This window comes from Qipengyuania sp. B-5, assembly GCF_056857815.1.
Genome location: NZ_JBSXNU010000029.1, coordinates 1 through 22,968 on the forward strand (window position 1 = coordinate 1; position 22,968 = coordinate 22,968).

Consider the following 22,968-nt stretch of genomic DNA (forward strand, 5'->3'; position numbering starts at 1 on the left):
GCCGACCTGCGGACTTCATCAGGGCCAGCAGCCATACGGTGCTGCGCGAACAGGCCGAACACATGGATGCACCCGACCGATCTCATCACTGCAGAAAACTCTTGCGCAGCGAGAGCCGTCCACACATGACCCCCAGCTTTCGCCCAGCTGGGATTAGGGCCTAGTAGCGGCATTGTTGCGCATGAGCGCGGCTGAAGCAATGGGCTGGGTAGCGGTGCCCGTAGGGCGTAGCGAGGCAGGCCATTGGTTATTCAGTCGGGCGGCGAACGCCGCCGAGCTTGCGTAGCCGAGGGCTGAGTGTGGTCGCTCCCGAATGTAATCTTCAACCCCAACCCGAGATCTCGACGTGGCATGCGCGAGGCTGAGGAACAGCGTTTCGTTGAGCAGCTCGTCGCGCATGCGGCCGTTTGAGTAGCCCCTAGTTTTCTAGACGCCTTCGGCTTTCAAAATCTGCTGCCGTTCGAACTCGACGGGTGACAGCATCCCGTTCCTGACATGTTTGCGCACCGGGTTGTAGAACATCTCGATGTAATCGAACACGTCCTGCCGGGCTTCCTCGCGAGTTTTGTAGGTACGGCGCCGGATGCGCTCACGCTTGAGCGAGGAGAAGAAGCTCTCGGCCACGGCATTATCGTGGCAGTTGCCCCGTCGGCTCATCGAGTGCTCAAGATTGTGAGCCCGGATGAAGGCGGCCCAGTCTATGCTGGTGAACTGCGAGCCTTGGTCCGAGTGGATCAGCACCCGTTGCTTCGGTTTACGCCGCCATACCGCCATGTGCAGTGCCTGCAGCACCACATCGGTGGTCTGGCGGCTTTGGATCGACCAACCCACCACACGGCGGGAGTACAGGTCGATCACCACTGCCAGATAGGCAAAGCCTGCCAGGGTGCGGATGTAGGTGATGTCTGTTACCCAGACCCGGTCCGGCGCAGCCACGTCGAACTGGCGATCCAGAGTGTTGTCGACCACCAGGGACGGCTTGCCACCATGGCTGCCCGGCCTGCGCTTGTAGCCGATCTGTGCCTTGATGCCCGCCAGCCTGGTCAACCGGGCAACGCGGTTCGCGCAGCAGGTCTCGCCGTGATCAAGCAGGTCATCGTGCAGCTTGCGGTAGCCATAGACCTTGCCGCTGTCGTTCCACGCTTGCCGCAGCAGCTCCGTCTGCCGGGCATCTTCCCGGGCCCGCTGGCTCAGCGGGCTCTTCTGCCAAGCATAGTAGCCACTCGGCTGCACAGCGAGGCACCGGCACATTGCCCGCACGCCGAAACGATCGCGATGCTCGGCAATGAACGCGTACCTCACTTTGCATCTCGGGCGAAGTACGCGGTGGCTTTTTTAGGATGTCGCGCTCCTCCGTCACCCGGGCCAACTCGCGCTTCAACTGGCGGATCTCGGCATCCTTGCTCGCATCGCTAGACACTTGCCTGCCCAGCTGTCGCTTCCACGCATACAGCGAGTGCTGGCTGACACCGAGCCGCTGCGAAACCTCGGCTACCGGATATCCACGCTCGGTGATCTGGGCCACCGCATCGCGCTTGAACTCATCACTGAAGTTGGGCTTCCCCATCGTCGCCTCCTGTCCTCAAAATTAGGATAGAAGGCGTCCAGAAATCTAGGGGCTACTCATCCACCGCGGATTCGGCAGAGCCAGGACCGGTGCTGGCGCTCTGGTTCGCATAGCCCGCTTGCGGCCGCGTCGCCACCTGACTGCTAGTCTCTCTTACTGATATAGGCGCTGGGTCTTCTTCCGGTTGATCATGATCCCCTCCCGACGCAGCAGGAAATGCAGGCGGCGGCAGCCGAACCAGCGACGCTGGTTGGCCAGTTCGCGCAGCTTTTCGCGAAGCTCAGCGTCAACGTCCCGCGTGGAACGGTACCGCACACCCTTGCGATCGGTATCGATGACCCGGCACGCCCGCCGCTCGCTCATCCCATGGCAGTCCCGGAGATGAGCCACAGCTTCGCGCTTCGCGCCCGGCGGCAGAATTTTTTGCCAGGAGATCCTTCAGCGCCGCTTTGTCCAGCATTGCATCGGCCAGCAGACGCTTCAACCTCGCGTTGTCGCTTTCGAGTTCCTTCAGCCGCCGAGCCTCCGAAACCTCGAGCCCGCCATACTTCGACTTCCAGTTGTAGATCGTCGCTTCCGCTATACCATATCGACGGGCCAAATAGGCGGTCTTCGCTCCAGCTTCGGCCTCCTTAAGCAAGCCAATGATCTGCTTTTCGGTGAACCTCAGTCACTTCGTCTCGTCCGTCCTTCCAACAGGGCCGGTCTCTCGTCCAGATCGGAGGAAAATCAGGGGGCCACATCACACTCGGCCACAGCCTCACAGCTTCACTCAATGCAGGCGTTTCGTCCAACGTTTGCATTGCCTTACGATGGCACCCCTCATTTCGCGCGGACTACTGCGAAGCTTCAGATCGTTGTTTCAAACGCCAGCGAAATGGCAAGCCCTCGTAAGACATAGCCTGCCTTGACCGTATATTTCAGCTTGGAGGCGCTATCGAGATTAATGAGACGTCCATCATTCCTTGCTGCAATAGCTGAGTCGAGATGCGGCTCCTCCGCCCTCACCCGAGAGGCGATAATAGGGACGGAACTATTTTCACCTATCATAAATTTAGTGTCGCGCCCGGGGAGCTACCCTTCCGACTTCGGTCGGCGGCCACACAACTTTTCACGATCGCCACCACCTCGTCTAGGCACCCAAGTATCTCTCGGGGTACTGCACGGCAAAGTCCGACTGGGATTGCGCGAAATCATCTGCCAGGTCTGCCCCAAATGGGCGCGAAGATTAGGCCCTGTTGACAAACTGGATTCACAATTGCTGCGAGATGTGATTCAAGATAGCTTTTGCGGAGGTTATCTTGGCGCGGTTGCTGATGGAGGATGCCGAGTGGGCATTCTTTGAACCCTTTTTGATAGCGATCCGGGGGCAAGGCGGTCGCCCGGCCTCCAACCACCGCCTTGTTCTCGATGGCATTTTCTGGATTGCTCGAACCGGTGCTGCCTGGCGTGATCTGCCTGAAGAGTTCGGCAAGTGGTCGAGCGTGTATCGCCAGTTCCGGCGCTGGACCCTGGCCGGACTTTGGGAACTGGTGCTCGATGCCCTCAACGATAGCGGCGCAGCGCCAGACAGCGTCCAGATGATCGACAGCACCGTGATCCGCGCGCACCACTTGGCAGCGGGCGCAAAAGGGGGACTCAAAGACAGGGTTTTGGCCGTTCAAAAGGTGGCTTCACGTCCAAGATCCACCTCATTACCAACGCTCACGGCCTCCCTGTCCGGGCGGAAGTAACGGGAGGTGAAGTATCCGACTTCAAAGGCTTCGATGCTCTGGTCGACGATGACCTGCCGACGGCTCGCGTGTTCCTGGCTGACCGGGGTTATGACAGCGATCATATCCGGGCAACGATCACCGAGCGTGGCGGAACACCAGTGATCCCGGCCAAGGCCAATCGCAAAGAGCCGATCCCGCACGACACCGTCACCTACGCCTTGCGGAACCGCATTGAGCGGTGCTTCGCCAAGCTCAAATGCTCGCGCCGCCTCGCAACCCGATACGACAAAACCTCAGCAAGCTATCTCGGCTTCATACATATCGCCGCCGCCCGCCTCTGGACCAATCAGTTTGTCAACAGGGCCTAAGAACGGATCAATTTCGCGGGTGATATAGCGACTTGGCTCAACCAGTGCTGACCGCCAGGAAACTGCTGCGAGCTTTTCTGCGACGAGCGGCTTTAGGTCAAGCCAGAGCCGATTGAGTTCAAGGGCGGCGGCGATGGAATGCTCGTCTCGCCATTCAAGCAATTTTCGGCGCAGCTGAATATCATGTGGTTCCAAAATTGCCGCCCCTTCTTACTGCATACTTCGTCAGCATGAAGCCAAATTCAGCGCAAACGCACAAGGAAAGGAACATGCCTGCCATCAAATCAGGTGGTCCGCCGGCGCCGCAGGATCGACTTTGCTTGCGTCGCAGTAGGAAGCGCTTTGAGGTGGTCCCGGAAATTTGGACAGGGTGCTAAGCTAATCCCGACCTGAGGAATGGACGGGAAATGAAGAAGACGAGGAAGCGCTACAGCGCGGAGTTCAAGGCAAAGGTGGCGCTGGAAGCGATCCGGGGTGACCTGACGCTGGCGGAGCTGGCAGCGAAGCATGGCATCCACCATACGATGATCGCGGCGTGGAAGCGGCAGGCGGTCGAAGGGATGGCAGGCACGTTCTCGGGGGCAAGTGATGCGGCCCGGGCGGCCAGCGAGGCCGAAGTCGAGAAGCTTCACGCGAAGATCGGTCAGTTGGTCGTGGAGCGCGATTTTTTAGCCAGAGCCTCCGGTCGATGAGCGTGGCACGGAGGCGGGCGATGATCGAACCTGCTCACCAACGCCTGTCTATCGCGGCGCAATGCCGGCTGCTCTCGATCAGCCGGTCGTCCTACTACTATGCACCGGTGCCGGAGAGTGAGGAGACGCTGGCGCTGATGCGGGTGATCGACGCGGCGTTCCTCGACATGCCGTGGTATGGCAGCCGGCAGATGGTCCGGCACCTGCGCCGAGGCGGCTATGATGTTGGCCGACGACGTGTGCGGCGGCTGATGGGCAAGATGGGCCTGTCGCCGATCTACCAGCGACCGCGCACGAGTGATCCGCATCCGCAGCATCGGATTTATCCGTATCTGCTGCGCAAGCTGGAGATAGTGCGGCCGAACCATGTGTGGTGTGCGGATGTGACCTACATCCCGATGCGCCGAGGGTTCCTGTACCTGGTCGCGGTGATGGACTGGGCGACCCGCAAGGTCTTGGCCTGGCGCCTGTCGAACACGATGGATGCGGGCTTCTGCGTGGCGGCTTTGGAGGAAGCGCTGGCGCGCTTCGGTCGTCCCGAGATCTTCAATACGGATCAGGGTAGTCAGTTCACTTCGCTAGCCTTCACCAGCGTGCTGCGGGATGCCGAGGTGCGGATCAGCATGGACGGCCGAGGCCGCTGGATGGACAACGTGTTCATCGAGCGGCTGTGGCGATCTCTCAAATATGAATGCGTTTATCTCCACGCCTTCGAGACCGGTTCGGAGCTGCGCACTGGCCTTGCTCGTTGGATCACCTACTACAACACGCAGCGACCGCACTCGGGTCTAGCGGGGCAAACCCCGGCAGAGGCCTATGGACGGATCGATGCTTCAGATCATGGGGGGCATGCCCCCCATGATCTGATGACCAGACTGGCGGCATAATCACATCCGGGATTAGCTTAACTTCGCCGCCAACCTGTCCAAGAAGGCGGGACCACCTCAAACCTTCACCAACTACGGCACGGTCCCGGCTCACAAGCAGGAGGAGTTGGTACGGGCAAGGCATACGGTGAATGCCCCCAATCAAAGCGAAAAGGCTCGCCTATTGGCAGCGCTTGATACAGTGGGCTGATAACGCGACCGGGCGGCTTAGCGAAGCAAGCCATTGCTTCAACCGTACTCATGAGTAACAAAGCTGCCTGACTCTATTCACAACAGGAGCGCAGGTCATGATTTGGAAGAGTCGTAAAGTCCGAGCATGACACAAGCGCGAAGACTTCTCCCCTTCCTAATTTTTGCCGTTATCGCATTAGCGATAACTCTTCCAGTGGCGTTTCAACCACCGCGAGCGTTCCAATCGTTTTGGATTAATGCAGTTTGGCTCGAGCAATTTAGCGAGCAACTGGCTGCCGGGAATTTCTACCCACGGTGGTTACCGGACTCACATAACGGACTGGGTTCTCCCGTTTTCTACTATTATCCGCCGCTTGCCTTTTACATTTCGGCTATTCCCGATTTGCTGGGACTCTCTCCTTACAGTGCGACCCTTGTTGGGTTTACATTTGGTTCGTTCGCTTCAGGAGCGACCATGTATTGGTGGCTCAAAGACAAAAAGCATCGGCTTCTAAGCTCAATAATCTTTATGCTGATGCCATATCACTTATTCGATTTTTGGTTTCGTGGCGCACTCGCAGAACACATGGCAATCGCATTTATACCACTTCTGGCTATTGGAATGAAAAGGCAACCGATCATTCTAGCCATCGCATATGCCGGGATCATCATAACCCACTTGCCATTGGCATTGCTAGCCAGTCTATTCTTTATCGCACCTTATGGAATATGGATTATATATAAAGATTTTAATAACTTAAAGCCCATAACGCTGGGGTTAACAGCTGGCTTACTTATGTCCGGGGTATATTTGTATCCCGCTCTCGCACTGCACGATTTTCGCAAAACTGACGAGCTATATCGCTTTCAAGAGTTCCAAGCCGTCGCCTGGAGTTTTTTCGACCCTGCAAACTGGCCAAAGCCCGCCACAATGACCAGACTCATTCTAATCACAAGCGCGATCGCCCTTGGTACCTTAACGCTCTGGAGGCGTGACTTCTGGCCGAGTTTATCTCTCGCCGTCTGTATTGTCATATCTGGCGCCCTGCCAATTTGGGAAATCCCGCTGCTTGCGATGGTCCAGTTTCCTTGGCGAGCTTTGCCACTTGCTGAATTTGCTCTCGTCACAGCGTTGGCTAGCGCGTCACTTTCTAGAGCAGCCACTGCAGCATTTTCGCCGCTCTTGATTGCAGTTTTGATCCCGCCGCATCCGATGTCGCAAGCGGGTGGGCTTGACCGATATATTGAAAAACATGTTGATGTAGCCGAATACCTACCCCCCGCTGTTCCGCGAGGAGTATCAAACTACAGCGAGTGGGCTCAGGAAACGGCAAAAAGGTATCCGCACAAGACTTTCTATTTCCCATCTATCGGCCAAACAGATGATGGACTGTTCTTAGCGGGTGAGCCGAATTTGAGGCGTTTGCCTGCCGAATGGATCGGCCTGATTTTTACTCTTTTAGGTTTTGGTCTAACTTGCATACTAATCAAGCGGGGCGAAAGACCCAGAAGCGGGACAGTAGCCAAGTCACCACGGGAATAGAGCAGGCAACTGCCACTGAGGCAGCGACAAAGCTATAATTGAATACGTCCACGACGAAAAATACGATGAGATTCGTAAGCGCATAAGTTGAAAGAGAAACCAGGATAAACCTTGGCCCCTGCACCCGGTGTGCCTGTGTCGAGCGAAAGGTAATATGAGCATGGCCGAAATAGGAAATCGCCACGCTCGATACATATCCCACAAGATTTGCCCAATAGGCTCCAACGCCCACTGAGTTGGCGGCAAGACTGGCGAGCAGATAGGTCAAGGTCGCGGCCGCTCCGACCATTCCGAACCGGAACCATTCGGCAAGAAGACCCTTCATCGGGCGCTGCAGATTGCACAGAGTGAGAGTCCGATCGGCAATCGTGCGTGACGTAGGATGCGGCGCTCAACTGCAAATATCCGCCCCAGTATCGTGTTGGCAATCTTGGGCGGCACACCATCCAGAGAAACCTCGCTCTTTCCGAAGCGGCTGGCAAGGCGCTGAACGACCGCTGCGGGCAGGAGCAAAGAATTGAAATAGGACATGTAGTTCACCTGCAATTCGGCCCTCTCCAGCACGTCCTGCAGACGTCTTCCGGAATACCGCCGGCGATGGTGATGGAGGACATCGTGCTGCGACCACAGAAACTGCAGAGCTGGCACTGTAAGTATCAGCTTCCCATCCTTCGCAAGCAGCCGACGCAATGATCGGAGGCTATCTTCATCGCGATCCAGATGCTCCAGAACATCGAACAGCGCGATCAATTGGTAAGGACCAGACAAATGCTCAATGCCATCGGGAAGGCTTCCCGCCTGAACGTCTATGCAAGATTTCCGGCTGGCGATCTCGCGTGCCTGCGCATCAAACTCGAATGCCTCGACAGTTCCAAACTGTCGCAGCAATGCGAGATTACCTCCCGTGCCGCAGCCCGCTTCAAGAATTCTGGAAGATCTGTCGGGGCGAATGCGGTGCTTGATCAGTGCCTCAAGGATCGCACGACGCCCGACAAACCACCAGTGGCTGCCCTCGATTTCAGCCATGGCTTCGTAAGCTCGACGTTCCACGTCAGAAGCCCTCTTTCGACTCAATAATGTAAAGGGGCCGTCGCCTCACTTCGAGCGCGATGCGACCAAGATATTCGCCGATCAAGCCAAGGCTGAGCAAATTCAGCCCTCCCAGAAACAGCACCGCGACCATGATCGACGCGTATCCCGGCATGTCACCGCCAGTAATGAGCGTGTAAACAATAAGCGCGCCGGCATACAGGAAAGCAAGAAATGCAATGCTTGCGCCGAGATATGTCCAGATGCGCAGCGGCAATGTCGATGACGAGGTTACGCCGTCCAGAGCCAGAGACCAGAGCTTCGTCGGTTTCCACTTCGTTGTTCCATTTTCACGCGGCGGGCGGACCACTTCAACTTCCGCCACCTTGAAGCCGATCCAGGAAAATAGGCCCTTGTTGAAACGGGTGTTCTCATTGAGCTGGTTCAGCGCTTCGACGGCCTGCCGATCCAGCAGGCGGAAATCCCCGACATGCGCATGCACTGGCTGGTCGGCGATCTTTTCCAAAATCGAATAAAACAGGTTTGCTGTTCCACGTTTGAATAAGCCGTCACTGGAACGGTCAACCCGCTTCGCGTTTACAACCTGAGCCCCCTGCTTCCATCGACGGATCATCTCGACGATGATCTGTGGTGGATCTTGTAGATCGACATCTATCGGTATGACTGCATCTCCCGATGCGTGATGCATACCAGCCGACAAAGCGGCCTCTTTGCCGAAATTGCGCGACAGATTGATAACCTTTATTTCAGCCTGGTTACGGCAGAGATGCTCGAGAGTGCTTCTCGTGTTGTCCAGACTGCCATCATTAACGAAAATGAACTCCAGTTTCGCCGGAGAGCCCAATTCAACCTCAAACTGTGACCGCAACTGTGCCATCCGATCAAGGAACGGACGAATGGCGTCATCCTCGTTGAAAACCGGTATGATCAAACTCAAGGTTGTCATGATGACCTCGTCAGCTATTGGCCGGCAATCTCTTAGTCGAACTTTGGTTAATGGCCTGTAAGAGAATGCCCAATTTCAGGAGTGGCGCTTTGTCGAAAGTTCGTGAAACCTGGTGGGTTACGGGCGTATTGGTTCTTTGCGTGGTGGCAAGCTCGCTCTTCTACTCTCATTTCTCGCTCAACCACGATGCAAGCTGGTACCTGGTGTCCACCCGAATGTTTCTAGATGGAGCCACGCTCTATCAGGATGTCGTCGAGATCAATCCTCCTCTCGCATTTTACCTGACCGCACCAACACTCAAAATCGCAGAGTTGCTGCAGCTGGAACCGGCGACCGCGCTAAACATATACGTCTCCGTCCTTGGCGGTATAACGACGTTATGGACATATACTCTCGTCCGCCGGGCAGGCTTTGGCTTGGTTGCGAGGACAACCCTCTTCGTTGCAACGATCGCCGGCAATTTCCTTGTAGTTATCCATGAGTTCGGTCAGCGCGAGCATCTGCTGCTGGTATTTGCAATGCCCTATCTGTCGTTTCTGATATTCCGTGAAAATCTTAGATCATTGAATCCGCCGGAGGCAACTGCGCTCGGCATCACGGCCTTCCTTGGTTTGGCTCTGAAGCCCTATTTTCTCCTTATACCGGCAGGTCTTATCCTGGCTCGTTTTGCAGCGACCCGTGACGTCAGAGAGTTTTGGAATCTTTCGAACGTGACACTTGGGCTAATACTATTCGCCTACCTCGCCTTTATCTGGCTGGTTCACCCCCTCTATATCCAAGAAATTGTTCCAGTTGCATCAATAGTTTATTCTGCATTTGAAACGTCTTGGCTTGGAGTTTTCGTTAAGCCTGAGACTTTCGCACTGACCGCCCTTATGGCGCTTGCGTTCGCTTGTCGCACAAAACTGGACCTAGCTGCTTATGCCATTCTTGGTGCGCTTGCCGGAGCCGTTGCCACCTATCTACTTCAATTCAAAGGCTGGAACTATCAAGTCGTCCCGGTCTCCTTTTTCATATTCTTTGCGGCAGTTTGGGTGATTTTACGTTCCCGCGAACGCGTGCGCGAAAATGTCTTGCTTGGCGCGCTTGCAATGAGTGCAATCATTTTCAGCTTGGGCTCTCAGTTCGCAAAGGGTCCATACGATGCTTACACGACGGCAAAGTTCGAGCCTTTTGTTCGAACTCCCGGTGAGCGAATTCTGGTTCTTTCCACCAATGTTTCTGCGTCCTTTCCCTTCGTTAATGAAGTTAATGGAGAATGGACCAGTCGATATTCTGCCCAGTGGATACTTCCTGGAGCGATAAGATTGCTCGCCCAATCAAATTGCCGCGAGGAGCGCGGACTCTGCCTGAGATATAGAGAAATCCTATCAGAAACTCGGTCGGCAATGGTCCAAGACTTTATTCGCGGTCGGCCCGACCTCGTGTTTATCGATGACCGAGATCGCAAATCCTATTTCGGTGACGTGCAGTTCGACTATATTGCGTTTCTCCTTGAAGACCCCGGCTTTGCAGACCTTTGGCAAGATTATCGCCAAGTTGGCCAGGCCGCAGAATATCAAGTCTGGGAGCTTAAGTGACGGATGGGTTGAATCATTCGCGTCTATTGGGGCTGTGAGCAAATGGCGAGCGTTTCCAAGCTCCCGAAATTGCGTCTGGAGTGAATAGTTGGGCGTATCTTTGGAGGCACGTTCCATTCCAATCGCCAGTAACCGCAAAATTATACGCTTGGCAGCCCACCTTTGGATTTCTTCTGCCCTCACTGCGCTGCACGGGCGTCGAATGCCACAAGGGTCTGACCCATTATGGTCATTGCGACACGGTTATAGCGAAGCACTAAATGGCTTAGAGACGTGCGTCAGTTAAAAGCCAGCGACAAGTTGGACTTCAAATCACTTTCGTCGCCAGCCGCACGCGTCCGTTAGTATACGCGGCTTATCGGAAACTCGGTGGGGGGAACACGTGGGGAACGCCTCATTTTCTTACGCGCAATTCTCGCATATACTTGTAATGTAGCAATGTATTAGTGGGATTGGGTTATAATCCAACTCGGATCGCTAAGAGCAGCCTCAAGCCCACCCATGCGGTCAGCAAGGCGGTTCCCCACCGTATCCATTGCTGCGGCAGGAATTTTAGCGCCAGTAGACTTCCAATTTGTCCAGCGATTGCGACTGCAACGATTAAAGGCAGTCCATAATCAACAGCGGCCAGAAAACGCCCCTCTCCGCCTTTCAATATCTGGCCTGCGAGACCGAAGGACGAGTTGACCAGGATGAACAGGCTCGCAGTCGCTGCTATGGCTTTGGCGTTTTGCCAACGCGTCAGGTGGAGAAGCGGTGCCAGGAAAATTCCGCCGCCAATACCGACAAGCCCGGCGAGATACCCCAGCGGAGCCGCCATGAATAGGACCGAGCAAGCCCAGCGACGGGGTTCACCCTCGGAACTAGCAATCGGAAACGCCATGGTCATCGCGGTCACAACAAGGCTGACGCCCAGAATAGTCAGGAAAGTCCCCTCACCGATCGGAGTCAGGCCGCCGAGAATTGCTGCCGGAGCCGCGAATGCGGTTAATTTCAGCGCTTCTCTCCAGGGTGTAACGCCTGCGCGAGCGAACCGAACAGTGCTGCCCGCCACAACCACAATGTTACAGGACAGCGCGATCAACGGAAGGATACGATAATCCACACCATATAGCGCCAACAAAGCGTTGTAGGTCGATCCGCCTCCGAAACCGACACTCGCATAGAGCAAAGCCGTAATGAAAAAGGCGGCGATGAGCCAGATCAAACCCACGCTGCCTTGTTCGATTCACGCATCGCGCGAAAGGTGCTCATCATACCTTCGCGCGTATCGCTCCGTGACAATGTTTGTATTTGTTGCCTGAACCGCACGGACACGGGTCATTACGGCTAATTTGCTTGTCGGCATACGGGTTTTCGGTAACCGAGCCACCGGGGCCCACGGCAGCGCGCGCGCTGCCCGCCAGTGCGCCAAACAGAGCAGCGCGTTGGTCCGAACCGTCGCCATCGTTTGAATCGTCCAGGCCAGTGAGTGGGTCGATATGGCCGGTAAGGAAGTCGGGCAGATCCGGTAGGTTCACCTGAGGGAGTGGGGCCGGCTCTGCCAACTGGATTGTTAGCAGCTTCGCTGTCACATCTTCACGCAACTTGTCGAGCATGCTTTCGAACAGCGCGAAAGCTTCCTGCTTGTATTCGTTCAGTGGCTGTTTCTGCGCATGGGCCCGCAAACCCACGACCTGCCGCAGCGCGTCGAGAGTGGCGAGGTGCTCCTTCCACTGGTGATCGAGTTCCTGGAGGAGCAGGCTCTTTTCGATCCGGCGCCAGATCGAAGGATCAGCCTTGGCGATCTTCTCCTCCATGCGCCTGTCGGCTTCCTCACGAATGCGCTCTTCGATCAGTTCGGGCTCTATATGATCTTCTTCAAGCCACTCTTCCATCGGGAAGGACATGCCGAAGACGTCCTCTACCTTGGCCTTGAGACCATCCATATCCCATTGCTCGGGATAGGAACCCGGTGGGCAGTGTTCGCCAACGATCGCGTTGATAGCATCGTGGCGCATATCGACCACGACATCGTCCACTGCCTCGCTGTCCATGATTTCGGCGCGCTGTTCGTAAATAACCTTGCGCTGATCGTTCATCACGTCATCGTACTGGACGACCTGCTTACGGATCTCGTAATTGCGCGCCTCGACCTTTTTCTGTGCAGTTTCAATGGCCTTGGAGAGCCATTTCGAGCCGATTGCCTCACCGTCTTCGAGATTCGAGTTCATCATGCGAGCAAACAGCGTGTCCGGACCGAAGATACGCAGCAGGTCGTCTTCCAGACAGAGATAGAAACGGCTGAGACCCGGGTCCCCCTGACGACCCGAACGTCCGCGCAACTGGTTGTCGATGCGGCGACTTTCGTGGCGCTCTGTCGCCAGGACGAACAGGCCTCCTGCCTCGAGCACACGCTCGCGCTCCGCCGCGACCTCAGCCTTGATCCGATCCACTGCCTGCTGACGCTTCGGATCATCCTCCGCAAGTTCGGAAAGTTCATCGTCGATCCGGAATTCGGCATTGCCGCCCAGCTGAATGTCGGTGCCGCGTCCCGCCATGTTGGTCGCGATTGTTACCGCCCCGATGCGGCCAGCCTGCGCCACGATATGTGCTTCTCGTTCGTGCTGGCGCGCGTTGAGGATTTCGTGCTTCACGCCTTCCTTGTCGAGGAAGCTGGAGAGCAATTCGGACTTCTCGATCGAGACCGTACCGACGAGTACCGGCTGCCCTATTTCGTTCTTTTCCTTGATCGCCTTGGCAATTGCCTGGAACTTGTCCTGCGTGTTCTTGTAGAACTCGTCCTCTTCGTCGATGCGCTGGACGGGGACATTGGTCGGAATTTCGACCACGTTCATCTTGTAGATGTCCCAGAATTCCGCTGCTTCAGTGGCTGCAGTACCGGTCATGCCGGACAGCTTAGGATACATGCGGAAGTAGTTCTGGAACGTGATCGAAGCGAGAGTCTGGTTCTCCGGTTCGATCTTCACACCTTCCTTGGCTTCAACCGCCTGATGCAGGCCATTAGACCACCGGCGGCCTTCCATCATGCGGCCGGTGAATTCGTCGATGATAACGACCTTGCCCTCTTCAGCCATGGTCCCGTCGGGCTGCATCTTCTTCTCATATTTGACGATGTAGTCCGTATCGCGCTTGAACATGATGTTCGCTTTCAGCGCCTGGTCGAGATGGTGGACCACCTGGGTATTCTCGACGTCGTAGAGATTGTCGGTTTCGAGAAGGCCGGCTTCCGTCAGCATTGCCTCGATCGCGTCCGTGCCTTCTTCCGTCCAGGTGATGTTCTTGGTCTTCTCGTCCGCATCGTACCACTCGGGCTCGATCTTCTTCACGATCTCGTCGATCGACACGTAGAGGTCCGATTTGTCCTCTGTAGGACCAGAGATGATCAGCGGGGTCCGGGCTTCGTCAATGAGGATGGAGTCTACCTCGTCGACAATGGCGAAGTTGAAGGGCCGCTGCACCATCTGGCCGCGATCGTGCTTCATGTTGTCGCGCAGGTAATCGAAACCGAATTCGTTATTCGTTCCGTACGTAATGTCGGCGCCATAGGCATCACGGCGCTGCATTTCCCCGAGATTGGGGACGATCACACCTACGGTCAGGCCGAGGAAGTTGTGCAACTGGCCCATCCATTCCGCATCGCGGCGGGCGAGATAGTCGTTTACCGTGACGACGTGCACGCCCTTGCCTTCGATCGCGTTCAAATAGGTGGCGAGCGTAGCCACCAGCGTCTTGCCCTCACCCGTGCGCATCTCGGCGATTTCACCTCGATGAAGCACCACACCGCCGATCATCTGCACATCGAAGTGACGCATCCCGAGGACGCGAACCGAAGCTTCCCGCACGGTTGCGAAGGCTTCGGGCAGGATATCATCCAGCGTCTTGCCGTCTGCCAGTTGCTGACGAAACTTGTCCGTCTGCGCGCGGAGTTCGTCGTCGCTGAGTTCCTGTATCTGGGGTTCGAGCGCGTTAATCTGATCGACGATCTTGCGGATGGAATTGACGTAACGGTCGTTGGACGAGCCGAAAACGGACTTCATGAGCGTATTGAACATGGGTGGGCGAAGACCTTGAATATCTGGGGGATCGTATGCGGAATACCCGCGCACATAGTCGGTGCCGGGCAAGCGTATCTGAATGTGCCGGAAGGGCTATTCGTAAGCGCGGTCGACGCCGAACATCACCGAGGGAATATAAACCGTAACGGGTTCCTGCTTCTTGCAGGGCGTTACCTTCTCGCCGCGCAGCTTTTGCTTGCGCTGCTTGTCAGCACAGACATTCTGCGCATCGCGGGTCTCGGTATCTCGGGAGTCCGACGGCTGCTCAACACCAACACCCACAGCACTGTTCACCGCAGCCTGGACAGGCGCGCCAATGGCGGCAAGGCCGGTCAAAAGAGCAAGAAGGGCAAGAAGCTGGCGCAGCATGATTGCCCGTCGAGATAGCGCACAAAGGCCAAGGATTAAAGAGCAGAGCGTGATTTTTCCGCGGCGAGCGGTGCTTGCAGGTCGATGCAGCGCGGTATAGCGCACTGAGGATGGATCTACCCTCTTCGCCCCTCTCGCGCCCCTTTCCCGACCTGCCCGCCATTGACGGTGTGACGCTGCGCGTGGCGCAGGCTCGTTACAAGAATTGGGACCGCGCCGATCTCACCTTTGCAGAATTGACCCAGGGCACCAGCGTGGCCGGGGTTTTCACCAAGTCGGCGTGTGCATCGAGCGAGGTCGAAATGGGCCGCGAGCAGGCCAAGCTCGGCAAGGCGCGCGCGCTGATCGTCAATGCCGGTAATTCCAACGCCTTTACCGGAGTCCGCGGGCGCGAGGCGGTGGAGCAGATCATGGCGCAAGTCGCCGAAGCGCTGGATTGCGAGCCGAGCGAAGTGTTCGTCTCTTCCACCGGCGTAATCGGCGTCCCACTCCCCAAGGACAAGGCGCGAAACGGAGTGGCCGCGGTTCTGGCAGCCGAACCATGCAGTTGGGAACAAGCTGCCGAGGCCATCGGCACCACCGACACGTTTCTCAAAGGATCGGCCGCCATGGCGATGCTGGGCGACAGGCGGGTCGAACTTGCCGGAATAATCAAGGGCAGCGGAATGATCGCGCCAGATATGGCGACCATGCTCGGGTATATTTTCACTGACGCTGCGGTGGAACCGGCATTCCTTCAAGAAATGCTGTCCAAGGCGAATGACGAAACCTTTTCCTGCATTACCGTCGATGGGGACACCTCGACAAGTGACACCGTGCTGGCATTCGCAACCGGAAAGGCAGGAAATACAGCGCTTTCCTCGTGGGAAGATACCGGAGCTGATGCCTTCTATGCCGCCTTGCTCGGTGTATGTCTGGAACTGGCCCAGCTCGTGGTCCGCGATGGGGAAGGTGCGCAGAAATTCATAGAGATTGCCGTGACCGGCGCAGCGAGTGCCGCAAGTGCACGGCGCGTCGGGCTTGCTATCGCCAACTCACCGCTTGTGAAGACCGCAATCGCTGGCGGCGACGCCAATTGGGGCCGCGTGGTCATGGCCATAGGAAAGGCGGGCGAGCCGGCCGACCGCGATCGGCTATCGATCGGGTTCGGCGGCACCTGGGCGGCGAAGGACGGTCAGCCGCTGGCCGATTACGACGAGACGCCCGTGGCAGCGCATCTCGCGGGGCAGGACATTCGCATCGACGTGGACCTCGGAATGGGCGATGGCCACGCGACCGTATGGACTTGTGACCTGACGCACGGTTATATCTCGATCAACGCGGACTATCGTTCGTGAGCAAACTCGACGACGAAATTCTCACGCTGATGAAGCGTGTGACCGAGCAGGCGATTCTGCCACGTTTCCGCAAGCTCGCCGAGGGGGAGGTCGAGGACAAGGGCGGTAACGATCCCGTCACGATCGCCGACAAGGAATCCGAAGTATTGCTCCGCGAGGGGTTGTCCCGGCTGGATGACACAATCGATTTCGTGGGCGAGGAAGCGGCCCATGCCGATCCCACGATCCTCGCGCGGCTCGATTCTCCCTGCTGGATCGTCGACCCGATCGACGGAACTCGAAATTTTGCCTGCGGCAAGCCGCCTTTCGGGATCATTATCGCGCGTGCCGATGGCGGTCTGGCGCAGTCGGGCTGGATCTACGATTGCCTGTCGGGCCGCTTCTGCGTCGCACACAGAGGAGCAGGCGCGCTCATCGACGGCGAGCGGATATTTTCGCGCGGTTCAGGCAAGAACCCGCCCGTTGCCGCCATTTCGCTGATCTTCATGGAAGAAGCGCGTCGGCAGGCCACCCGCCGGCATATTTCGCCCAATTACCAGTTGGTCGACATCCCCTACTGCGCCGCCGAACAATATCCGCGTCTCGCGCTGGGCGAAAACGATGTTTCGATCTTCGAGCGCACGCTGGCCTGGGACCATGCTGCGGGAGCGTTGTGGCTGGAGGAAGCGGGCGGCAGGGTCGCGCGGCCCGATGGCTCGTCCTATCGGGTGGACGAATGGGACCGCAAGGGCCTGCTCGGTGCCGCCACACCCGCACTCTGGGACGAGCTGGCTGCGCGCTACGCTGAAATGTGACCCTCTTCTGACAGGGCGGCAGAACCGGTGGCGGGGCGAAAGTCTTTTCAATAGCCAGCCAGCGTCCTAACCTGCGCTGAAATGAGACGAAAGGTCCTCCTGTGACCCTTGGCGATGCGATGAATCCCGCCACCGGCACTACCGGTGACGAAACACCGGTGCGCGATCTTCCCGCCGCACCGGATGCGGCGGAAGATCGCTATGTGAACAGGGAATTGAGCTGGCTAAGCTTCAACCGCCGCGTGCTAGCCGAGAGCGAGAATGCCAATTACCCGCTACTCGAACGACTTCGCTTTCTTTCAATCTCGGGAAGCAACCTCGACGAATTCACCACGGTACGTATCGCGGGTCTGGAAGGACAACTGCAGCGCGGTATCGAGACAACCGGAATCGATGGTCGCAGCCCCCGGCAGCAGCTCGACGCCATTCGCGAACAGGTTCTCGAACTTGAGCATCGCCAGCAGGAAAGCCTCGAGATCCTACGCGGATTGCTAGCGGAGGAAGGTATCGTCATTGCCCTGGTCGAAGAGCTTCCCAAAGGGCAGCAGCAATGGCTGGAGGAATATTTCGAGACCGATATCCTCCCGCTGATCACACCGCAGGCGATCGATCCTTCCCACCCCTTCCCCTTTGTCGCCAGCGGAGGGATGGGCGTCCTCTTCCGCCTGAAGCGCGGCAAGCGCAAGGGCGAGCTGGTCGAGATGGTCCTGATCCCGAGCGGTGTGCCGCGCTATGTGCGTGTGCCGGGCGAACAGGCGATCTATGTTGCCATCGAACAGCTCGTCACGAAATTCGCCGACCGGATGTTCCCCGGTTTCAAGATTCTCGGCGACGGCATTTTTCGCGTGCTGCGCGACAGCGATATCGAGGTCGAGGACGAGGCAGAGGATCTGGTCCGCTTCTACCGCACCGCTATCCAGCGTCGGCGACGCGGCCGCGCTGTCCTGCTCGAACTGGATGACGAGTGCGATGCAGCGGCCGAAGCGCTCCTGCGCGATCAGTTCGACGTCGATGCAGCCATGATCGTCAAGACAGGCGGCATGCTGGGCCTGCGCGATCTCGACGCGATCTGCGGCGAGCCGCGGCCCGATCTGAAGTTCACCCCCTTTTCGCCGCGCTATCCCGAGCGCGTGCTGGCGCATGATGGCGATGTCTTCACCGCGATCCGCGAGAAGGACATGGTCATTCACCACCCTTACGAAAGTTTCGAGGTGGTGGTCGATTTCCTCCATCAGGCCGCGATCGATCCCAATGTCGTATCGATCAAGCAGACTCTCTATCGCGCGGGCGACCAGTCTCCCGTGATCGCCGCGCTGGTGGAGGCAGCACAGAATGGCAAGGCTGTGACGGCTGTGGTGGAACTGAAGGCGCGCTTCGACGAGGAACGCAACATCCGCTGGGCCAACGAACTGGAACGGGCAGGCGTACAAGTCATATACGGCTTCACCGAGTGGAAGACCCACGCCAAGGTCAGCCTCGTTGTGCGGCGCGAAGAGGATGGCTACCGCACCTATTGCCACTTCGGCACCGGCAACTACCATCCGGTAAACGCCAAGATCTACACCGACCTCAGCTATTTCACCGCCGATCCGGCGCTGGGGCGCGATGCCGCCAAGATGTTCAACTTCATCACCGGCTATATCGAACCAGACGATCTGGAGCATCTTGCCATTTCGCCTATCGGACTGAGCGAGAAACTTTACCACATGATCGATGTGGAGATCGCCAACGCCAAGGCGGGCAAGCCTTCCGGTATCTGGGTTAAGCTGAACTCCATCACCAATCGTGCCATGATCGACAAGCTCTACGAAGCCAGCCAGGCCGGCGTGGAGATCCGCATGGTAGTCCGGGGTATCTGCTCGCTGCGTGCAGGTATTCCAGGCCTGAGCGAAAACATCAGTGTGAAGTCGATCATCGGCCGGTTTCTGGAACACGCCCGGATGTGGGTCTTCGCCGATGGCAAAGAACTGCCGAGCCGCCAGGCGAAGGTTTTCCTGACCAGTGCAGATGCAATGAGCCGCAATCTCGAACGCCGGGTGGAAGTGCTGGTCCCGGTAACGAACAAGACAGTGCACGATCAGTTGCTCAAACAGGTCATGCTCGCCAACATCCTCGATACCGAACAAAGCTGGCAGCTCGATACGGACGGTCAGTACCGGCGGATGCGCAAGGGCGAGAGCGGCTTCAACTGCCACGAATACTTCATGTCCAACCCCTCTCTATCGGGGCGCGGATCTGCACTGGACAGCCATGACGTGCCGCACCTAACCCTGCCGAGGCGTGAAGCGTGAACAAATCCAAAACCCGCAGCCCCAAGTGGCAGCGCCGCCTGATCCACCCGCCCCGTGCAGTTATCGACATCGGGTCGAACACCGTTCGCCTCGTGATCTATGAAGGGACCGGGCGTGCCCCTGAAACCGTCTGGAACGAAAAGGTCGCGGCACGGCTGGGGCGCGATCTTTCCGAAACCGGCCGCATTCCCGACGAAGCGAGCGAGGAAGCCCTCGCCGCGCTTGGCCGCTACGCGCTTCTGATCCGGGATCGCGGGATCGAAGATGTCCAGACAGTAGCGACAGCCGCAACACGCGACGCCGAGAACGGCAGGGAGTTTCTCGACAAGGTGGCCGACCTGGGTCTGGAACCACGCTTGCTGACCGGCGAAGAAGAAGCCTGCACGTCGGCCTATGGTGCGATCGGGGCTTTCCCGGGGGCGGAGGGTATCGTCGCCGATCTGGGGGGCGGCAGTCTTGAATTGGTCTCGATCGGAGCTGGTGATTGCCGCGATGCAGTCAGCCTGCCTTTCGGCACGCTCCGCCTACCCTCCTTCCGAGCAACGGATCGGAATCTGACGAATACCGTACACGAAAAGCTGGAAAGTGTCGGTTGGGCCAAGACCCATTCCGGCCCGCTGTACATGATCGGGGGAACATGGCGCGCCCTGGCCCATTACGCGATGCAGGCGGTCGATTACCCGCTTACCGACCCTCATGGCTTCTGTCTCTCGGTCGAAGATACGAAGCGCCACGCCAAGGCCTTGTGCAACTCCGATCCGGCAGAGCTCGAAACCATTCCCGGGATCAGCGACATGCGTGCTGCGTATCTCCCCGACGCTGCCGCCTTGTTGCTGCCGCTGCTGGACGAATTGCAGCCGGATGAACTTGTCTTTTCGAGCTGGGGCATTCGTGAGGGCCTGCTCTATTCGCGACTAAATGAGCTACAGCGCTCGCACGATCCGCTTTTATCGGGTGTCCATGCTTTCGCCGAACAGCGTGATGCGCCGGTGACCGACGCAGCGCGGGTCGCGGGCTGGACGGTCGAACTTGCCAACGGCAAGGGCAAGCGTAACGAACGTCTGCGTCTGGCTGCAGCCCAGCTCGCCGCAGCGCTCCAGCGGGTCGAGCCCAATCTGCGAGTCAATCATGCCACCGAATGGGCTCTCGACAAGCGCTGGATCGAATGTTCGGCACGGGACCGTGCGATGATCTGCGCCGCCCTGTTCGGAAGTCTTGGACGGACAGAACTGCCAGCGAAGCTCCGAGAACTCGCCGATGACGAGGATTTGCGCGAAGGGTTGACGTGGGGCCTCAGTTTCCGCCTCGCTCGCCGTCTCGGAGCCGGCTCACGCAACTCGCTCGGCAACAGCAGATTGAGACTGAAGAAAAAGTCGCTTGTGCTCTACCTCGACGAAAGTCGCGCCGCGCTGGCCACCTGGCCGTTGACCAACGAGCTCGAGATTCTTGCTGAATGGATGGACCGCAAACCGAAGATCAAGATCGGCACATATGATTTCGAGGACGAACTCGAAAGCGACGATTAGCGGTCAGTTGGCGGTTGCGGGGGCCGCAAGCGGGAAGAACGGAATACGGACTTCAAACGGCTCTCCATCCTCACGGTGGAAGGTGTAAAAGCCCTCCATCGTGCCGTGAGGGGTATCGAGCGGACAACCCGAAACATAATCATGGCTATCGCCCGGATTGAGGACCGGCTGCTCCCCAACCACGCCGTCGCCATCAACATGGGCGACCATCCCGATACCGTCAGTAATCCGCCAGTGACGGGTCATCAACTGGACCCGCTCGTGAGATGCGTTTTCTATACGGATGTGATAGACCCAGAACCACTTTTGGGCTTCCGGCTGCGATTGCTCGGGCAGGAAGTTCACCGCAACCCGGACAGTAATGCCATCGGTCATGGCGCTATGCTGGAAGAGTTCCTTGATCACTCGCTCAACCTAATGGTTGCGCACCAACGTGCAAGGGTATGACGCATGCTTATCCGAACGTCTTAAGATCGGTTAACCAGATTGTATCAAGAAATCATAAGCAGCAAGGGTCATATTGCATTTCGGGAAAGGGGACGCGAAATGTTTTTCGCTTTCATAAACCGGTTGATTGCAGACCAAGACGGTGAAGGACGCATCGAACTGATGCTCGCCGCGCAGGTCGTGCTCGCCGCAATCGCTCTCTGATAGCAGAGCCCCGGCCGGCTCAGGACTTGCTCCGAAAGGATAGCTTTCGACCTTGTCGAGATCGTTCCGGGAAAAAATCTGACCCGAAAATCACAGACATGAAAGTCTTGGTCTAAAACCCGGCTTTCTTGAGGGCTTGATCGAGATCTTCCTTCAGGTCTTCGATATCCTCCAGCCCGACATTGATGCGCAGAAGTCCCTCTGTCACACCCATGTCGGCGCGATCCTCGTCGCTCATTCCGGCATGCGTGGTGCTCGCAGGATGGCACATGAGACTGCGCGCGTCACCGATGTTGTTCGAGATGTCGATCAGTTCGAGCGCATCGAGGAGGGAAAAAGCCTTCTCGCGGCTCTCGACATCCAGCGCAAAAATCGGTCCGGTTGCACTCATCTGCTTCATTGCGAGCGCGTGGCGTGGATGACTTTCGAGGCCGGGATGCAGGATACGGGGGACCCGGCTTTCGAGGAAACGGCCAAGCCCGACCGCGCTCTCGCTTTGCCGTTGCGCACGCAAGCCGAGTGTTTCGAGACCTTTCAGCACCACCCAGGCATTGAAGGGGGCACAATTCGGTCCGGTATTTCGCTGGAATGGCAACAGCACTTCTTCGATCCATTCGCGTGAACCGCATACCGCGCCGGCGAGCACCCTGCCTTGACCATCCATCAGCTTGGTCGCCGAATAGGCGACTACATCGGCCCCGAAATCCATTGGCCGTTGCAGAGCGCTGGTGGCAAAGGCGTTGTCGACAACGCTTGTGATTCCGCGCGACTTCGCGAGGCCGCAGACATGGGCGAGGTCGACCACATCCAGCGTGGGATTGGCTGGCGTCTCGAAGAAGAACACCTTAGTGTTCGGACGGATCGCCGCTTCCCAGGCCTCGTTATCCGCGCTGTCGACTATAGTCGTCTCGATCGCGAAGCGCGGCAGCAAATGGTCGAGCAGCCACCGGCATGAACCGAAAGCCGCGCGTGCACCGACCACATGGTCGCCAGCAGAGAGCTGGCATAGCAGGGCCGCGGTCATGGCGGCCATACCGCTCGCCTGCGCGCGACAGGCCTCCGCGCCTTCCATCAGCGCTATTCGTTCTTCCAGCATCGCGACAGTCGGGTTCTGCAGCCGCGAGTAGGTCATCCCTTCGACCTCGCCCGCGAAGCGATCCGCCACCGTCTGCGCGTCGTCATAAGTGTAGCCGGAAGTAAGGAATAACGCCTCGCTCGTTTCCCCATGCTCGCTCCGCCAGGTTCCACCCCGTACGGCTTGGGTGGCGGGACGCCAGTTGCTGGTGATCTTGCGGTCGGTGCCAGTAGTCTTTTTCATGGCACGCGGGATAGCACGGAGCCGGAGCGCGGCAAGCAAAGGCTGTTGTCAGCATCAATACGCTCGCTTAATCGCGATAACCGATGAGCCGCGCGCCCGAGCAAC

Annotated in this window: 17 protein-coding genes and 3 pseudogenes; 8 read left to right on the forward strand and 12 right to left on the reverse strand. The window is 57.7% G+C overall.

Annotation, left to right across the window (positions count from 1 at the left end; genetic code table 11):
* Positions 1–153 precede the first annotated feature (153 nt).
* The 3 genes and pseudogenes from AC13CE_RS02900 to AC13CE_RS02910 form a co-directional block, all read right to left on the reverse strand.
* Positions 154–408: pseudogene (locus AC13CE_RS02900) on the reverse strand (integrase core domain-containing protein); the annotation flags it as partial.
* 18 nt (positions 409–426) lie between these two features.
* Positions 427–1,567, reverse strand: a protein-coding gene (locus tag AC13CE_RS02905; RefSeq protein ID WP_089213974.1) for an IS3 family transposase whose coding sequence is annotated in 2 segments (ribosomal slippage) — positions 427–1,327 and positions 1,326–1,567 — 1,143 coding nt in all. Because the reading frame shifts where the segments join, the coding sequence is not laid out codon by codon here.
* A 60-nt stretch (positions 1,568–1,627) separates the two neighbouring features.
* Positions 1,628–2,237, reverse strand: a pseudogene (locus tag AC13CE_RS02910) (transposase); the annotation flags it as partial.
* Positions 2,238–2,883: 646 nt separating this feature from the next.
* Between AC13CE_RS02910 and AC13CE_RS02915 the strand changes: the two are divergent.
* Positions 2,884–3,563, forward strand: a pseudogene (locus AC13CE_RS02915) (IS5 family transposase); the annotation flags it as partial.
* 12 nt (positions 3,564–3,575) lie between these two features.
* Here AC13CE_RS02915 and AC13CE_RS02920 read toward each other — a convergent pair.
* Positions 3,576–3,845 carry a hypothetical protein gene (locus AC13CE_RS02920; protein ID WP_482971474.1) on the reverse strand — a complete coding sequence of 90 codons (270 nt, stop codon included), beginning with the start codon at positions 3,843–3,845 and terminating at the stop codon, positions 3,576–3,578.
* A 212-nt stretch (positions 3,846–4,057) separates the two neighbouring features.
* On the opposite strand from AC13CE_RS02920, the gene AC13CE_RS02925 reads away from it, so the two are divergent.
* Positions 4,058–5,229, forward strand: a protein-coding gene (locus tag AC13CE_RS02925) for an IS3 family transposase (RefSeq protein WP_482971430.1) whose coding sequence is annotated in 2 segments (ribosomal slippage) — positions 4,058–4,322 and positions 4,322–5,229 — 1,173 coding nt in all. Because the reading frame shifts where the segments join, the coding sequence is not laid out codon by codon here.
* Positions 5,230–5,614: 385 nt separating this feature from the next.
* A complete protein-coding gene (locus AC13CE_RS02930) occupies positions 5,615–6,943 on the forward strand; it encodes a glycosyltransferase family protein (protein WP_221540865.1) in 1,329 nt (442 codons plus the stop codon).
* Here AC13CE_RS02930 and AC13CE_RS02935 read toward each other — a convergent pair.
* The 3 genes from AC13CE_RS02935 to AC13CE_RS02945 are packed head-to-tail and all read right to left on the reverse strand — an operon-like array spanning position 6,888 to position 8,939.
* Positions 6,888–7,268: a GtrA family protein gene (locus tag AC13CE_RS02935; RefSeq protein ID WP_221540867.1), complete on the reverse strand. Its 381-nt coding sequence runs from the start codon at positions 7,266–7,268 to the stop codon at positions 6,888–6,890. The genes AC13CE_RS02930 and AC13CE_RS02935 overlap by 56 nt on opposite strands.
* Positions 7,265–7,993 (reverse strand): methyltransferase domain-containing protein, encoded by a 729-nt coding sequence (locus tag AC13CE_RS02940; protein WP_221540869.1) that lies wholly within the window; start codon positions 7,991–7,993, stop codon positions 7,265–7,267. Before AC13CE_RS02940 ends, AC13CE_RS02935 begins: the two co-directional genes overlap by 4 nt.
* Before the next feature lies 1 nt (position 7,994).
* A complete protein-coding gene (locus tag AC13CE_RS02945; protein ID WP_221540871.1) occupies positions 7,995–8,939 on the reverse strand; it encodes a glycosyltransferase family 2 protein in 945 nt (314 codons plus the stop codon).
* Between the two features lie 89 nt (positions 8,940–9,028).
* On the opposite strand from AC13CE_RS02945, the gene AC13CE_RS02950 reads away from it, so the two are divergent.
* Entirely contained in the window at positions 9,029–10,519 is a 1,491-nt protein-coding gene (locus tag AC13CE_RS02950; RefSeq protein ID WP_221540872.1) for a hypothetical protein, read from the forward strand.
* 457 nt (positions 10,520–10,976) lie between these two features.
* Here the strand turns inward: AC13CE_RS02950 and AC13CE_RS02955 are convergent, their stop codons facing one another.
* The 3 genes from AC13CE_RS02955 to AC13CE_RS02965 form a co-directional block, all read right to left on the reverse strand.
* Positions 10,977–11,726, reverse strand: a complete 750-nt coding sequence (locus AC13CE_RS02955; RefSeq protein ID WP_221540887.1) for a sulfite exporter TauE/SafE family protein — start codon at positions 11,724–11,726, stop codon at positions 10,977–10,979.
* Positions 11,727–11,772: 46 nt separating this feature from the next.
* Positions 11,773–14,574: a preprotein translocase subunit SecA gene (gene secA / locus AC13CE_RS02960; RefSeq protein WP_221540889.1), complete on the reverse strand. Its 2,802-nt coding sequence runs from the start codon at positions 14,572–14,574 to the stop codon at positions 11,773–11,775.
* A gap of 96 nt (positions 14,575–14,670) precedes the next feature.
* On the reverse strand, positions 14,671–14,946 hold the full coding sequence (locus AC13CE_RS02965) for a hypothetical protein (protein WP_221540891.1): 276 nt from the start codon (positions 14,944–14,946) through the stop codon (positions 14,671–14,673).
* 110 nt (positions 14,947–15,056) lie between these two features.
* Between AC13CE_RS02965 and argJ the strand changes: the two genes are divergently transcribed.
* The 4 genes from argJ (at position 15,057) to AC13CE_RS02985 (ending at position 20,894) form a co-directional block, all read left to right on the forward strand.
* Entirely contained in the window at positions 15,057–16,283 is a 1,227-nt protein-coding gene (gene argJ, locus AC13CE_RS02970; RefSeq protein WP_221540892.1) for a bifunctional glutamate N-acetyltransferase/amino-acid acetyltransferase ArgJ, read from the forward strand.
* A gap of 29 nt (positions 16,284–16,312) precedes the next feature.
* Complete coding sequence (locus AC13CE_RS02975) at positions 16,313–17,077, forward strand: inositol monophosphatase family protein (RefSeq protein WP_221540998.1); 765 nt, start codon at positions 16,313–16,315, stop codon at positions 17,075–17,077.
* Positions 17,078–17,196: 119 nt separating this feature from the next.
* On the forward strand, positions 17,197–19,368 hold the full coding sequence (locus AC13CE_RS02980; protein ID WP_221541001.1) for an RNA degradosome polyphosphate kinase: 2,172 nt from the start codon (positions 17,197–17,199) through the stop codon (positions 19,366–19,368).
* Entirely contained in the window at positions 19,365–20,894 is a 1,530-nt protein-coding gene (locus AC13CE_RS02985) for a Ppx/GppA phosphatase family protein (RefSeq protein ID WP_221540895.1), read from the forward strand. The genes AC13CE_RS02980 and AC13CE_RS02985 overlap by 4 nt, the downstream gene beginning before the upstream one ends.
* A 3-nt stretch (positions 20,895–20,897) precedes the next feature.
* Here the strand turns inward: AC13CE_RS02985 and apaG are convergent, their stop codons facing one another.
* On the reverse strand, positions 20,898–21,296 hold the full coding sequence (gene apaG, locus AC13CE_RS02990; protein ID WP_221541003.1) for a Co2+/Mg2+ efflux protein ApaG: 399 nt from the start codon (positions 21,294–21,296) through the stop codon (positions 20,898–20,900).
* Between the two features lie 361 nt (positions 21,297–21,657).
* The gene (locus AC13CE_RS02995) at positions 21,658–22,863 is read right to left on the reverse strand and encodes a trans-sulfuration enzyme family protein (RefSeq protein WP_221540898.1); all 1,206 of its coding nucleotides are present in this window, start codon (positions 22,861–22,863) and stop codon (positions 21,658–21,660) included.
* Positions 22,864–22,968: the final 105 nt, after the last annotated feature.